The following is a 13,089-nucleotide window of genomic DNA, read 5'->3' on the forward strand; positions in this document are numbered from 1 at the left end:
CGCTTTCAGGTCTTCGCGTGTCTGCGGCGTACCGGTGCGCCCCGGACCGTGCTCGGCCGGCGATCCGGATTCGGCTCGGGGCGGTCCTCGGCGCGCGGGTCGGCCGGGGCCTCGGGGCGCGGTTCGGGGTGGGGGCGGGGCTCCGCCGAGGTCGGGTCGACGATGAGGCGCATCCGGTCCAGGTGCGCCCGCGCACTGTGCAGGCCGCGTTCGGCCGGGCCGGGGACGAGTTCGCGCATCGCCACCACGGCGGGCCCCAGGCGGACCGCCTCCCGGGCATCGGTCACCCGCAGCCACACCTTGAGCGCGTTGTCGGCGGCGGCGATCGTACTCGGGTGTTGCGGGCCGACCGCCTCGGCGCCGCGCTCGGCGACCTGGCAGTAGATCAGGATCGCGTCCGCGACCCGGCCCAGACCGGCGCTGACGAACGCCAACATCGCCTGCGCGTCCAGCGTGCCCGGGTGCGTGGGGCCGACCAACTTCTCCATGCGCATGCTGAGTTCGGCGGCCTTCTGCCACGCCTCCATACCGCGGCCGGTGTCCGCCGTGTGACGGATGGCGGCCAACTCGTTCCAGTACGTGGGCAGGACGTCCGCCGGGCGGATCAACGTCCCCGCCGCCGCGGCCCCCTGCGCCAGTGCGCGGCGGGCGGGGGTGGGACCGACGGCTCGGCCGCGTACCGGCATCGACACCGGTCGATGGGGCCCGATTCCGCGTTGCGGGGCCAGCGCCGGGGGCAGCTGAGTGGGACTCGTGGTCGGCGGGCGGCGCGCGGGAGTCGGCGTCAGGGCGCCCGAGTCGGTCTGGATCCGCACGGTTATCCGAGGCGGGAGCGGCGGGGGCGGCGCCTCGGACCGCGGGTGCGGCGCGGGGCCGGTCCGGCGCTGTTGCGGCTTGGCACCGGTCGGGGGACGGGACGACGTCGTGCCGGGCGAGCCGGTGGTGGTCGCACGGCGCATCAGGCCGCCCGACGGGCCGGTGCCGCCGGCCGTGTGCGGGATGGCGCCCTGCGGGCCGATGTCGGGCGTGCCGACGCCGGGCGCCGGGCCCGGGAACTCCGGCTCGCGGTCCAAGGGGGCGGCGTCGGCCGGTGGGCGGGGTTGGGGTCGGCCGGACGGGGCGCCGCCGGTGCGGGCGTTCGGCGTCGGCGTACCGTCCTTGCCGGCGGGGCGGCGCAGGGGTGGGCTGCCGGGTCGGGCGGCGCCGGCGCGGAGGGCGTCGCGCAGGCTGGTGCCCGGGACCTCGGGCTCGTCGTCCGGCCCGGAGGAGAGAGCCGAGCGGACCAGGCCCAACGCCCGGCGGCCGACGCCCGGTTCCTCGCGCTGCCGGGCGGCGGCGGCCGACGCCGTCCCGGATGGCTCGCGGTGGGTGGGCTCGACCACACCGTCGCCGACCAGGCCGCCGCCGACCACGCCCGAGCCGCGCAGGCCGGAACGTTGCGCCGGAGTCATCCCATTGGGCGGCACCGCGGACAACGCCGAGACTCCCGTCCCGGCCGCGCCACTGTTGCCGCCGCCGCGCGGGGAGACCGCCTTCAGCCGGCGAACGGCCGTACGCAGGGTGGGCGGGCGGGCCTCGGGTGAACAATTGGCCAGTGCGAGCGACCCGGCGGACGGCGCGAACTCGACGGTGTCCTCGGCCAGTCGGGCCCGCTCGGCCAGGAGCGGGTGGATCTCCTCGGCCGGTACGGGGTCGGGTAGTTCGGCGAAGCCCTGCCCGAGCGCGGCAACGAGGGTGCGGGTGAACGGATTCGGCGGACCCTTGACGTCGGGAGGGTTCACCACGCCCCACAGCGGAATACCCGTGCACAGTTCGTGGGCCCGTTCGCGGATCGCCTCCCAGGCTTCCCGACCGGCCGTCAGATCACAGATGACGAGCGTGTTCTCGGCCGGGCGCGGGCCGAGCAGCTCGACCACCCAGGACCACGGAAGGCCGTCGTAGCGCACCGAGTTGGGCGTGGAATCACGCAGCCCCAGGTGCAGTTCGCGCCGCCGCCGGTCGATCAGGAGACGACCGGTCAGGTACACGATCACCGGCCCGTCCACGGTGCCGGCTGCCTGGAGGTAGGCGCGTACCGCGTGCGGCTGCACGGCGTCGGGCAGTTGGATCACATCCGCGGCGGCGTCCGGGAAGAGCTGATGCGGCGTCAGCGCCGACATCGCGACCAGGTTCCCTCCGCTGTCCGACCGCCGCCCGCGCCCGGCTCTTCCACCCTCCACGAGCAGCAACTGGCCACGCTCGGACGGAACTCGGATGACCCGCCCCCCACGTTCGCTCATGTGTGCCTCCCCGGCCGAGCCTTCTTGGGTGGTCCACCACGCACCTGAAGATTAGGGCTATCGACCGACCATGGTCGACATATCGGACCGGTTGGCCGGTCAGTCGCGCCCCCGCACGCAGTCGCAACGAAGCAAAACCGGGGCGCACGAGGGGCGCACCCTCGGCCGGTCGGCGGCGGGAATCGTGCGGCTGCGTGGCGAGAGCGGTGCTCTTGTTTGGGTGCAGTGCTCTGGCGTCTGGCAGACTGGCCACATGACCGCAGCTCCCCGAACCGCGCGTGATCGCGCCCGGGCCGAACTCACTCACGAGATCAAGGATGTCGCGCGACGACATCTCGCCGCCGAGGGTGCCCAGCGGTTGTCGTTGCGTGCGGTGGCCCGTGAGCTGGGGATGGCTTCGTCCGCGCTGTATCGATACTTCCCGAGCCGGGACGAGTTGCTGACCGCGCTGATCGTGGACGCCTACGACGCCGTGGGCGAGCGGGTCGAGCGTGCCGTCGAGGCGGCGGGGCCGGCCGAGCATCCGCGTGCCGCCTGGCGTGGGCTGTGCGGCGCGGTGCGGGCGTGGGCTCGGGAGCATCCGCACGAGTACGCGCTCATCTATGGCTCGCCGGTCCCCGGCTATCAGGCGCCGGACGACACTCTGGCCCCTTTCTCGAGGGTGCCGTTCGCGCTGCTCGGGATCCTTCGCGACTCCGGGCCGGATCCTGCTCGGACCTTCGGGGAGGCGGATCTGCCCGGGCCGCTGGCGAAGCAGTTCGAGGCCGTGGTGGAGGCGGGTGGTCTGGAGGTCTCGCCGGCGACGTTGGCGCGGGCGGTGTTCGCCTGGGCCGGCGTGTTCGGGATCGTGAGCTTCGAGCTGTTCGGACAACTCGCCGGGAGCGCCGATCCCGCCGATCCGTTCTTCGCGTATGCCGTCGACCGGCATGCCGACCTGCTCGGGCTGGCCTGACCGATGGGCCGGCTCTCCCGCGCGCAGGTCCTGGACGCGGCGCTCGCGCTCGCCGATCGTGACGGCATCGCCAAGTTGTCGATGCGGCGGCTCGGCGCGGAGCTGGGGGTCGAGGCGATGACGCTGTACTACTACGTGCCGAACAAGGACGCCGTGCTGGACGGCCTGGTCGAGCGGATCGTGGCGAGTGTGGCGCCTCGGCCGAGCGGGCCGCGGGCGGTGTGGCTGGGCGAGTTCGCCCACGCGTTCCGCGCCGAACTGCTGCGCCACCCGGCGCTCGTTCCGCTCGTCGCCACGCGCCCGGTCGCGACTCCGGAGGCGTTGGCCGCCGTGGAGCGGGCCGCGTCGGCGCTGGTCGGGGAGGGGCTGGCGCCGCTGCGGGCGTTCCAACTCCTCAACGCGGTCACCACGTTTGTGATCGGGCATACGTTGGCCGAGTTGGATCCCGAGGACGGGGAATCCCGGGACGACCCGGCGGTGGACGCGGCGCAACTGCCTTGTCTGGCGGAGGCGTTGGCGGCGGGGTTGGGTACGCGGGCCGACCACGACGAGCGTTTCGAATCGGCGATCAGGGCTCTGTTGGCGGGGATCGAGTAGGCGTTTTTGGGGTACGGGCGTTTGGTGCGGGGTAGGTGGGGCGTTCGGGCTAGTCCTGGACCAGGACCACGGCTGTGCCGTATGCGCAGATTTCCGTGCCGTTGCCCGCGTCGGTGACGTCGTATCGCATGGCGAGGATCGCGTTGGCGCCGCGACCGCGGGCTTGTTCGACCAGGCGCTCGGCCGCCTCGGTTCGGCTCTGTACCAGGGTCTTGGTGAGGCCGCGCAGTTCGCCGCCGACCATCGATTTGAGGCCCGCGCCGAGCTGGCTGCCGATGTTGCGCGAGCGCACGGTGAGGCCGAAGACCTCACCGATCACCCGTTGCACGCGGTAGCCCGGTACGTCGTTGGTGGTGACCACGAGCACGCTCGGGTCGTTGGGCGCGCCGCCGTACGCGTCGAGATCGCTCATGTCGGCCTCCGGGGTCGGGGGATCGGGGAATCGGGACGGGTTCGCTCTTTGTGGCAGGTGGCCGCGTGGCGGCCGTCCCACACGTGATGCCACCGGTTCGGCGGATGGGCGTGCGTCCGGACCTTGACCATTTTTACGCTGTAAGACAAGCTGTGGTCGCACCGCTTCTTACATCGTAAGAGGCGGTTGGTCACGATGACGGAAACACGGAAACGAGGGGGAACGCGGCGATGCTCATCGGTGCGATGGTGCGGCGGCTCAACGACGGTGTGGACTACGCGACCTTCCGCGACGCATGGCTACCGGACGAGCGGTTCGAGGGGGACCCCCGACGGGTGCTCAGCGCGATCGACCTGGCCGATCCGCAGCAGTTGTTGACCGTCGCGATGATCGACGCGACGCCCGAGGAGGTCCCCGGGTGGGTGGCCCGGATCGGGGCGAGCGAGCAGCGCCGGGCGGAGCGGATCAAGGGGCTCGTCGGTCCGTGGCAACTCAACGCCACCTACCGGATCGTCGGCGACGACGACCTCGCCGCCGGAGCGGTCGCGCGCTGACGCCCCGCGCCCCGGTGGCTTTGCCCGCTCCGGCGCATCCACCCGAAAACCTTTGTCGCGCAGTCGTGTTCCCCTGCTAGCGTCGCGGCGTGGCGAAATTGAACCAGATCATCGCGGTGGAGAAGGGCGTCAAGACCAAGTCCTTCCAGGAATTGACGGATGCTCACCAGCGGGTCCAGAAGGGCGCGTTGTTGTCGGGTATCTCGCGCACCTACCAGCCCAAGGACGAGGAGGGCGAGCAGCTGCCGCCCGAGTCGACCCGGGTGCAGGTCAAGGGCGAGGAAGTGCTGCGTTCCGTCACCGGCACGCTGACCCGGCTCTTCGACGTGACCGCGACCAAGGACTGGGCCAACTGCGAGGCCCGCGCCGACGTGGTCGTGGACGGCACGCCGTTGCTGCGCGACGTCCCGGTGTCGTACCTGCTCTTCCTGGAGAAGCAACTGGTCGACGTGCACACCTTCGTGCGCAAGCTGCCGATCCTGGACGCCGCCGAGACGTGGACGCTCGACCCCTCCACGGACTCCTGGCGCACCGAGCCGGTGCGTACCGTGCGGACCAAGAAGGTCCCGCGCAACCACGTCAAGGCCGAGGCGACGGAACACCACCCGGCCCAGGTCGAGATGTACTTCGAGGACATCGCCGCCGGCTACTGGACCACCGTCAAGTTCTCCGGCGCGCTGCCCGCCCGGCGCGTGAACGAACTCGTCGAGCGGGTCGAAAAGCTGCAGCGGGCGGTCAAGTTCGCGCGCGAGGAAGCCAACGGCGCGGAAGTGACGGACCGTCGGATCGGCGACGCCGTCTTCGCCTACCTGCTCGGCAACGGCCAGGGCGAGTAGGCTTCGAGAATCCCCCGACCGGAGGGTCGGGGGTGCGCGAGGAGCGCAAGCTGAAACTGAAGCTTGTCGTGACGAACGCGGGTAACGGTGGAGGTTCGAATCCTTCCCCCGGCACCACGAGCCGGGGTGGCCCAAGTCGGCAGAGGCAGCCCGCGATCAATCTCAGACTCTTGCTCCAGACTCAGCATCGCCGCCCATCGCCGGATCGACCGGACGGGGCTCCAGTCGTCGGTTGCTGGTTCGACTCCAGCCCGGGCCGCTCGTGGCCTGGTAGTTCAAAGGTAGAACGCGACGACTTTCAAGACGACCCCGGTCCTTAAACGTGCCGGCGTGCCCGATAGGGCGGCACAGCGGGCCTCCGCGGGCAGGCTAGCCCCGCGGAGGCCCACCCTCTCGTTCGGACTCAGATCTTGGTCGCCTCGCGCCAGCGGGTGAGGACTTCGGGGTCGCCGTCGAGGCGGCAGCCGGTGGTGTCGGCCCGGTTCCACAGCAGCAGGTACAGCCTTTCGGCCGGGCCGGACACCGTGAGGTCGGCGGGTTCGGCGGCGCGTACGACACGTCGATCGGCGGTGCCGAGCCGCATGGTCCAGGCGGCCGAGGCGTCGTCCGGGGTGATCGCGATGCTCAGCGGCGGGTCGGTGACCGCCTTCTTCCGGGCGTTGGCGAGGAATCCGCACAGCAGTTCGTCGATTCCGTCGGCGGCGAAGTCCGTGGGCACGGTGGAGGGCAGACCGGCCGCGAGTTCCGCGTCGACACGATGAACCGCCGTCTCGTGTGCCTGGCGTCGGGTCCAGAAGCCGACCGTGGACGGCGCCTCGAAAAAGGTCCATCCCGGGGCGTCGGGGGCCGCCGTACCGAGTGTCTTCAGCAGGTCGGAGTGGGTGCTTCGGTACCACTCGAAGAGGTCCCGGTCGGTGGGGGCGCGGAACAGCTCGGCGGTGTCCTCCCTGCTCGGCCGTTCGACGCTGCCGGATTCCACGATGTAGGCGGCCCATCGGTGCACGCCGCCCAGGTGTTCGAGGAGATCACGTACCCGCCAGTCGGGGCAGGACGGCACCTCCGCGTCGAGGCCGGCCCGTTCGGCCGAACGAGCGAGCGCCTCGCCGTCGGCGCGCAGCATGTCGAGGTACGTGGCATTGTCCATGGGGCCACGTTCTCATGGGGGATCGACGGGGGTACAGGCTCGCCGGGCCGCGGGCAACCGGTCGCCTGGGAGGAATCGCGGCGATGGGTCGTCGGTGCGTCCTATGCTGGGGGTGATGGGTAACTTCGGTGTATATGTCGTCGCCCGATCGGCGTGGCCCCTCTTGGAATTGCCGGCCGTTCAGCAGGCCGGCGGCGAACCGCGGTGGTCGGCTCGCGACGGCGACTGGCAGGTTCTGCTGTTGGCGTCGGGGTTGGATCCGGGGCCGACGTTGATGGCGGACACGGACGCGCCGGTGTTGACGGCCGACGTGGTGTCCGGCCACTTCGCGATGATCGACGCGCAGAGTCCGGGTGGGGGCGAGGTATGGCACTGCGCGCTGGCGCCGCGTGCGGCCAGGTCGTACGCGTTGGATCCGGAGCTCGGGCCGCCGCCGGAGCGGGTGTTGCCACGTGCCGTGGGCTGGGCGCGCGAGGCCGGACTCACCCCGGACGAGGCGGCGTTGGAGACCACGTTGCGCGCGGAGGGGACGCCGGACGAGCTGCTGCGGGCGTTTCTGGATGCGCTGGGTTTTCGGTTCGTGGTGGTGGACGAGGGGTAGCGGGCGTGGGCGGGGCGTTCGTTGCCGCGGCGGTGTGCAGGCGCTACGCGGATACGGGTACGGAATCGGCGTCGATCGTGGTCGGGCCGTCCGACAGGTAGGTGCTGATCCGGCGTAGCCAGCGGGTGTGGTAGCGGCTGATCAGGGCGTCGGGGGTCAGGCGGGACAGGGTCGGCAGGTATGTGTTCGTCGTCTCCGAGGCGGCGCGGCGGGCGGTCAGGGAGGCGCGGCGGGCGCGGGAACTCCGGTAGTCGGCAAGGGCTTCGGGGATGTCGGCGGTGCGACGCAGGGCGCGGGCCAGGGCCCAGGCGTCCTCCAGGGCCTGGTTGCCGCCCTGCGCGACGGTCGGCGGCATCGTGTGCGCGGCGTCGCCGAGGAGGGTGGCCCGGCCGAGGCTCCAGGTGCGCGGGACCTTGTGCCGGCGGTGGGCGAAGTACTCGACGTCCGCGTCCGTGACCGCCGCCAGTACGTGGGGAACCGGTGCGGCCCAGCGCCCGAAACGTTTGCGCAGTGCGGCGATCGGCGATGTCGGTGGCGGTTCGGACGGGTCGCGGCGGACGTCGAACCACCACTGGAGCAGGCCGTTGCCGGCGGGCATCAGGCCGCACATGCCCTCGGGGCCGACGATCATCAGGCCGCGACGCTCGTGGACCACGTCGATGTCGACCGGGGTGAGCCCCTGCCAGGTGACCCAGCCGGTCGGGGTGGTGGGGTCGGAGCCCCATACGTGCCGGCGAACGACCGAGCGGGCGCCGTCGGCGCCGATGATCAGGTCGGCGGCTTCGGTGCTGCCGTCGGCGAAGGTGGCCTGGGCTTGGTCGGGGGTTTGGGTGATCGCGGTGCAGGGCTTGTCGAAGGTGATCGTGGGGGGCGTCGTGGTCGCGTTCGCGCTGTTGGTTGAGGTTGCGGTTGCGGGTCCGGGTTTGGTTCCGGTTTCGGGCGTGGGCAGGGCTTCGGCCAGGCGGCGGATCAGGTCGCGGCGGGGCATGGCGAGGTGGGGGTGGCCGTAGCGGGTGGCGGCGAGCGAGACGTCGATCCGCATCAGGACACGTCCGTCGTAGTCGCGTTGTTCGAGCAGATCGATGGGTGCGCCGAGACCTTCGGTGGGGACGCCGAGGTCGGCGAGTATGCCGGTGCCGTTGCTCCAGAGGGTGAGCGCCGAGCCGGAGGTGCGCAGTGCCGACGCACGTTCGTGGACCGTGACCTCGTGTCCGTCCGTATGCAGGGCGCGCGCCGCCGCGAGTCCGCCGATGCCCGCGCCGATGACCAGTATTCGCATGGTGCCCCCTCGTGTGTGGGTGCGGTGGGGTCGACCGGGCCCCGAAATACCACTACTTGGATAGTACTATCACAGCCTTGATAATCTCCCTGGATGGCACCACCCCCCAACAGCGCCCGGCGGCGCGCCATCGCGGACGGCGCGATCGAGGTCTTGGCCCGGGCCGGCGTACACGGCTTCAGCCACCGCGCGGTGGACGAGGCGGCGGGGCTGCCGGCGGGCACCACGTCGAACTACTTCCGCAGCCGCGACGTCCTGCTGGGCGCCGCGGCGGAGCGCGTCCTGGAACTGCACCGCGCCGACATGACCGCCGCGCACGAGACGGTGGCCGGCCCGATCGACCGGGGCGGCCTGGTCGACCTGATCGCGATGTCGCTGGAGTTCTCGGCCACGATGCACCGGGCGCGCTATCTGGCCGTGTACGAACTGACCCTCGAGGCCACCCGCCGCCCCGAACTCCAGCGCACGCTGGACCACATGCAGACGGAGGCCGTGGACTTCACCCTGGCCCAGCACCGCGCCCTCGGCCTGCACACGTCGCGCGCGGACGTCGCCACGCTGATCACGCTCTTCGCCGGCGCCCTCTACACCCTGGTCACCGGACAGGCCGGGCAGCCCACGGGCCCCGCGGCCCGAGCACTGGCGCAGGGAATGGTCGCGGGCATCGCCTCGCCGGACTGAGCGGGCCCGCGACGGCGGGGCGGGCGAATGTCGGGGGCGGCGTGTTCAATGGAGAGATGGCCATCCCCGACGAGGCGCTCGTGATCCGCGACGAGGACTGGTACGGGAGGGAGCTGACGGACACCGCGAAATACACGCGCTGTTCGTTCCTGGACACGGACTGGACCGAGGTCGTCAACGAGGGCGCGGTGTTCGACGAGTGCACGTTCGCGGGGGTGCGATTCAACGCGTCGCGGCACACGGGAGCGGCATTCACGAACTGCACATTCAAACGCTGCACGTTCTTCGACACCAGGTTCGTCGACTGCAAACTGGTCGGCAGCGCGTTCCGGCAATGCACCTACACCGTGTTCGAAGTAACGGGCGGAGACTGGTCGTTCGTCGGCCTACCGGGAGCCGACCTGACCCAGGCAACCTTCACCGGCGTCCGCATGCGCGAGGCCGACCTGACCACCGCCCGACTGCAAAAGGCCGTAATAACAGCCTGCGACCTATCCGGCGCAACCTGGCACGGCGCATCCCTCAAAAACGCCGACCTACGAGACAGCAACCTATCCACCCTCGACCCCCGAACAGTCGACTTCCAGGGCGCCAAAATCACCCCACCCCAAGCCACCACAATAGCCAAAACCACAGGCTGGACCGTCACCTGACCGCAGCACGGCGGGAGCGAGTCCGGCACCCGACAATTTCTGCGTCAGTTGATCACCTGTAGTTCTCCGATGCGGACCGTGGTTGTATTCGCGCCGGTCATGCCGGGGAGCGGATGAGTGCCGGCGGCATCGGTGTAGTTGGCCTCCCAGAATACCGTCGCGGTGATGGTGAACTTGTCGCCATCTTTATCCTTTGACGTCTTCAGGTACTTATGGCTGCAGGGGCCCATATCGTTGGCGTCGGAAGGCTGGTAAGGCCTGCCAGGCCCATCGCAGGGCACCTTGTTACCGTCGCCCATATCCCATTCGACCCTCGTCGAGCGTGCGTGGGCGGTGACAGTGACGGTACCTACCGTCAATTCCTTGGAAATCCAGGTCGGTGACCAAACGTTTGCTGCGGGAGCGCGGAGCCACATCCACACTGGCAGACCCACGAGGCCGAGCTTTCCACCAGGCGGCGTTACTTCGATCTCCGGCCTCTCGAGCTTGAGTTGCGCAAGCGCCATCAGGGCTACATCGGCAGGAGCGGGCGGCGGGGGTTGTTGGTTTCCCCCACCTCCGGCGGCCCCCGCAATCACGCCTCCGGTGGTGATGGCCGAGCCACCTGTGGTGAACCCCGGTGATCCGCCGTTACTGCCACCGGCCGCACTGCCACCAGTGGTACCCCCACCTGTGCTGCCCGAAGAAGACGCCCCGGGGACACGGATGTCGATGCAGATGATCAGGTTGCCGCACTGATTGACATCGGCGCTTGCAGACGGCAAGGCGAGGAAGGCTGCCGACAAACCCGCAGAGCATGCTAGAGCGGCAATTCGCACGATTCTCGAGTTTGCCATGACATCTCCCTCTGGAATGTCGAATTCTGGCTGCGGATATCAGGATCTACTCGACTGGGCTTCCATCCACGTTGAACGGGCGCGTTGAAGTTGCGACGAGGTCGATCGGCCCGTTGGGTGTGGAGGGAACCTTGAATGCGTACATTGCTATGTTAGTCAGTGTGAGGGATCGCCATTTGGTGATGCGACCGCTCAAATTTTCGTAGGTGGGGCTCTGGTCGATGGTGAACGTACCGGATGGCCCCGCTGTCATATTCGACGTTACTTTGATGGTGCACATCACCAATTTCCCGCCATCGGACGTGCTCCAGGCAGGGGTTCGATTCTGCGAGAGCGGCTCAGATTGCACGGAAACGGTGCCGCCTTTTGTAACCGTGACAGCTTTTTCTTTGTTCCCCTGCTCGGTCTGCAGAGTTGCCTTACTGGATTGACCCCAGTTGCTCGATGTGGATCCGCCGCTCAGCCCGGTCGAAAAATCACTGCAAAGGTTGTCGCCGTAGTCGATTTCGCCCGTCGCTTCCCCGTTGACCGTGGCGATCTTCGTGACTGTGGGCAAGGACTTCTTGGAGTCGGTGAAAGCCAGGAACGACATCTTCCAGGCGCCTTCCCCTTGCGCTTGCCGTAGCACGCCCAGGGATGACCTGGAGTCGGTTCCGAGCTTTTGGAGCCCTGTCGAGAGAACCCAACGGTCACTGCCCGCCGGAGCGCCTTGCGGTGCGGCCACTTGGATGTCGCCGGTGCTGGCCATTTCTTCGGAAACTTGAACGTTGTTGCCAAATTTGGCGATTCTTTGCTGGCGTGCCCTGGAGATGTCCAGAAGTATGCCTGTCTCGATCGCGTCGAGTCCCGCGATGTCATGGGCGGACTTCGCTTTTTTGCTCGCGTCGTAGTAGTTCTGCGCGATGGTTTTGGCTTCGCCCTCGCTGATGGGCGGTGCCGTTGGTGCCGGGCTCCGGGGTGACGCCGGTGGGGGCGGGAGGGGGGCGGCGGCGGTTTTGGGGGCGGCTTGGCTGATTTTGGGGGTTTTGGACTTGTTGTCCGAAGAGCAGGCCGTGGTCAGGAGGGTGAGTGTGGCCAGGGCTGCCAGCAGGGTTGCCGGGAGTTGGGTGTTGGTGGATCGGGCCAAAACTGCCACCCCCGCAGCAGGTGCGATCTTCGGAGTTCGGTGCGTTATTGATCTGCCGAAGCATCATTGCACTTGATCGGGTGGGTCGTAAGCGTCTTCGGGAGATCACTGCGGGTAGCAGGATTCGGCCACTTGGTGGGGGTGGGGCCGGGGTTGGTTGGTGGGGGCGGCTTCGGGGGGATTCGGGCTGGTGGTGGGGGTGTTCGTGGGGAGCAGGCGGGTGGGGCTATGGGGTTGTGGTGACCAGAGTGGTCAGGCCGTGGCCCTGTTGCCATTGGTATAGGCGGGACTGGTCGAGTAGGACGATGCCGTGGTGGTGGGCGAATCGGCGGGCCTCGGTGGTGAATCCGTGGCGGGTGATGAAGACCGGGATGTCGGCCTGGTGGTTGTGGTGGGCCGTGCCGATGAAGGCGTGGAGGTCCAGGGGGCGGGCCTCGTGGGTAAGGGGGGCGCAGCGGATGAGGACGAGGCTGCCGTTGGGGAGGTAGGCCTTGACGTTGGCGTCGGGGGCCACCTGGACGGCGAGGAGGCCGTCGCGGCGGCAGAGTTCGGCGATCTGGAGCTCGAAGTCGCGGTCGTCCGGGGGGTCGGGACGTTGGTTGAGGGTCGATGTGGCGAGGTGGACGGTCGCGCACAGGAGGGCCAAGGCGGCGGAGGTGGCCAGCCAGGCGTCGATGCCGTTGATGCAGAGGGAGTCGAAGAGGTCGTGCAGCGCGATGGCCGGGACGGCGGCCAACGGGGCTATGGCCCAGCCGCGGAACTTGGCGCGGGTGCGGGTTCGGGGCATGTGGGGTCCCTCCGTGGGCTGCCGACGGCGGAGCGGGCGGCAGCTTAGGCGGAGGGGTGGGTGGTCAACCACCCGACTGGATGGTGGATGTGGTGGGAGGGCGAGCCGGGGGTGGGGGGCAGTGCGATGGGATCGCCCTTGTGGGGGCGGGTGTTGGGGTTGTGGGGTGGCGTTTGGGTGCGGTGGCGACGGGGTGTGTGGGGGTGGGGCCGTGTGGGTGATGCGGCGGGGGCGCGGAGGGTGGGGTGCGGGATGCGAGGTCGAGGTGTCAGGTGCGGGGTGCGGGGGTCGGATGATTGAGAGGCATGGGGCTCTTGACAAGGGGACCCCGTGGCCCTGAGATCGGCCCGCT

General features: G+C 69.5%; 14 protein-coding genes. 7 read left to right on the forward strand and 7 right to left on the reverse strand.

Annotated elements, in window-relative coordinates:
- Positions 1-5: 5 nt before the first annotated feature.
- Positions 6-2,279: a hypothetical protein gene (locus ACH4XV_RS19855; RefSeq protein ID WP_395791472.1), complete on the reverse strand. Its 2,274-nt coding sequence runs from the start codon at positions 2,277-2,279 to the stop codon at positions 6-8.
- Positions 2,280-2,532: 253 nt separating this feature from the next.
- Here ACH4XV_RS19855 and ACH4XV_RS19860 point away from each other — a divergent pair, with 253 nt between their 5' ends.
- Positions 2,533-3,231, forward strand: a complete 699-nt coding sequence (locus ACH4XV_RS19860; RefSeq protein WP_395791474.1) for a TetR/AcrR family transcriptional regulator — start codon at positions 2,533-2,535, stop codon at positions 3,229-3,231.
- Between the two features lie 3 nt (positions 3,232-3,234).
- The gene (locus tag ACH4XV_RS19865; protein ID WP_395791476.1) at positions 3,235-3,828 is read left to right on the forward strand and encodes a TetR/AcrR family transcriptional regulator C-terminal domain-containing protein; all 594 of its coding nucleotides are present in this window, start codon (positions 3,235-3,237) and stop codon (positions 3,826-3,828) included.
- Positions 3,829-3,877: 49 nt separating this feature from the next.
- Here the strand turns inward: ACH4XV_RS19865 and ACH4XV_RS19870 are convergent, their stop codons facing one another.
- Positions 3,878-4,240 (reverse strand): YbjQ family protein, encoded by a 363-nt coding sequence (locus ACH4XV_RS19870; protein ID WP_395791478.1) that lies wholly within the window; start codon positions 4,238-4,240, stop codon positions 3,878-3,880.
- Positions 4,241-4,470: 230 nt separating this feature from the next.
- On the opposite strand from ACH4XV_RS19870, the gene ACH4XV_RS19875 reads away from it, so the two are divergent.
- Positions 4,471-4,794: a hypothetical protein gene (locus ACH4XV_RS19875; RefSeq protein WP_395791480.1), complete on the forward strand. Its 324-nt coding sequence runs from the start codon at positions 4,471-4,473 to the stop codon at positions 4,792-4,794.
- Between the two features lie 89 nt (positions 4,795-4,883).
- A complete protein-coding gene (locus ACH4XV_RS19880; RefSeq protein WP_078974739.1) occupies positions 4,884-5,630 on the forward strand; it encodes a hypothetical protein in 747 nt (248 codons plus the stop codon).
- A gap of 403 nt (positions 5,631-6,033) precedes the next feature.
- Here ACH4XV_RS19880 and ACH4XV_RS19885 read toward each other — a convergent pair whose 3' ends face one another.
- On the reverse strand, positions 6,034-6,774 hold the full coding sequence (locus ACH4XV_RS19885) for a maleylpyruvate isomerase family mycothiol-dependent enzyme (protein WP_395791482.1): 741 nt from the start codon (positions 6,772-6,774) through the stop codon (positions 6,034-6,036).
- A gap of 115 nt (positions 6,775-6,889) precedes the next feature.
- On the opposite strand from ACH4XV_RS19885, the gene ACH4XV_RS19890 reads away from it, so the two are divergent.
- Positions 6,890-7,375 carry a hypothetical protein gene (locus tag ACH4XV_RS19890; protein WP_395791484.1) on the forward strand — a complete coding sequence of 162 codons (486 nt, stop codon included), beginning with the start codon at positions 6,890-6,892 and terminating at the stop codon, positions 7,373-7,375.
- 43 nt (positions 7,376-7,418) lie between these two features.
- Here the strand turns inward: ACH4XV_RS19890 and ACH4XV_RS19895 are convergent, their stop codons facing one another.
- A complete protein-coding gene (locus ACH4XV_RS19895; RefSeq protein ID WP_395791486.1) occupies positions 7,419-8,654 on the reverse strand; it encodes an FAD-dependent oxidoreductase in 1,236 nt (411 codons plus the stop codon).
- 93 nt (positions 8,655-8,747) lie between these two features.
- Between ACH4XV_RS19895 and ACH4XV_RS19900 the strand changes: the two genes are divergently transcribed.
- Both ACH4XV_RS19900 and ACH4XV_RS19905 read left to right on the forward strand, forming a co-directional pair.
- A complete protein-coding gene (locus ACH4XV_RS19900; RefSeq protein WP_395791488.1) occupies positions 8,748-9,335 on the forward strand; it encodes a TetR/AcrR family transcriptional regulator in 588 nt (195 codons plus the stop codon).
- 56 nt (positions 9,336-9,391) lie between these two features.
- Complete coding sequence (locus ACH4XV_RS19905; protein WP_395791490.1) at positions 9,392-9,988, forward strand: pentapeptide repeat-containing protein; 597 nt, start codon at positions 9,392-9,394, stop codon at positions 9,986-9,988.
- A 44-nt stretch (positions 9,989-10,032) separates the two neighbouring features.
- Here ACH4XV_RS19905 and ACH4XV_RS19910 read toward each other — a convergent pair whose 3' ends face one another.
- From ACH4XV_RS19910 to ACH4XV_RS19920, 3 genes are all read right to left on the reverse strand, one after another.
- Positions 10,033-10,824, reverse strand: coding sequence for a hypothetical protein (locus ACH4XV_RS19910; RefSeq protein WP_395791492.1), 792 nt, complete (start codon positions 10,822-10,824; stop codon positions 10,033-10,035).
- Positions 10,825-10,870: 46 nt separating this feature from the next.
- Positions 10,871-11,959 carry a hypothetical protein gene (locus tag ACH4XV_RS19915; RefSeq protein WP_395791494.1) on the reverse strand — a complete coding sequence of 363 codons (1,089 nt, stop codon included), beginning with the start codon at positions 11,957-11,959 and terminating at the stop codon, positions 10,871-10,873.
- A 217-nt stretch (positions 11,960-12,176) separates the two neighbouring features.
- Positions 12,177-12,737 (reverse strand): restriction endonuclease, encoded by a 561-nt coding sequence (locus ACH4XV_RS19920; RefSeq protein WP_395791496.1) that lies wholly within the window; start codon positions 12,735-12,737, stop codon positions 12,177-12,179.
- Positions 12,738-13,089 lie beyond the last annotated feature (352 nt).

It is taken from the genome of Embleya sp. NPDC020630 (assembly GCF_044334985.1).
In the GTDB taxonomy this organism is placed as follows: domain Bacteria; phylum Actinomycetota; class Actinomycetes; order Streptomycetales; family Streptomycetaceae; genus Embleya.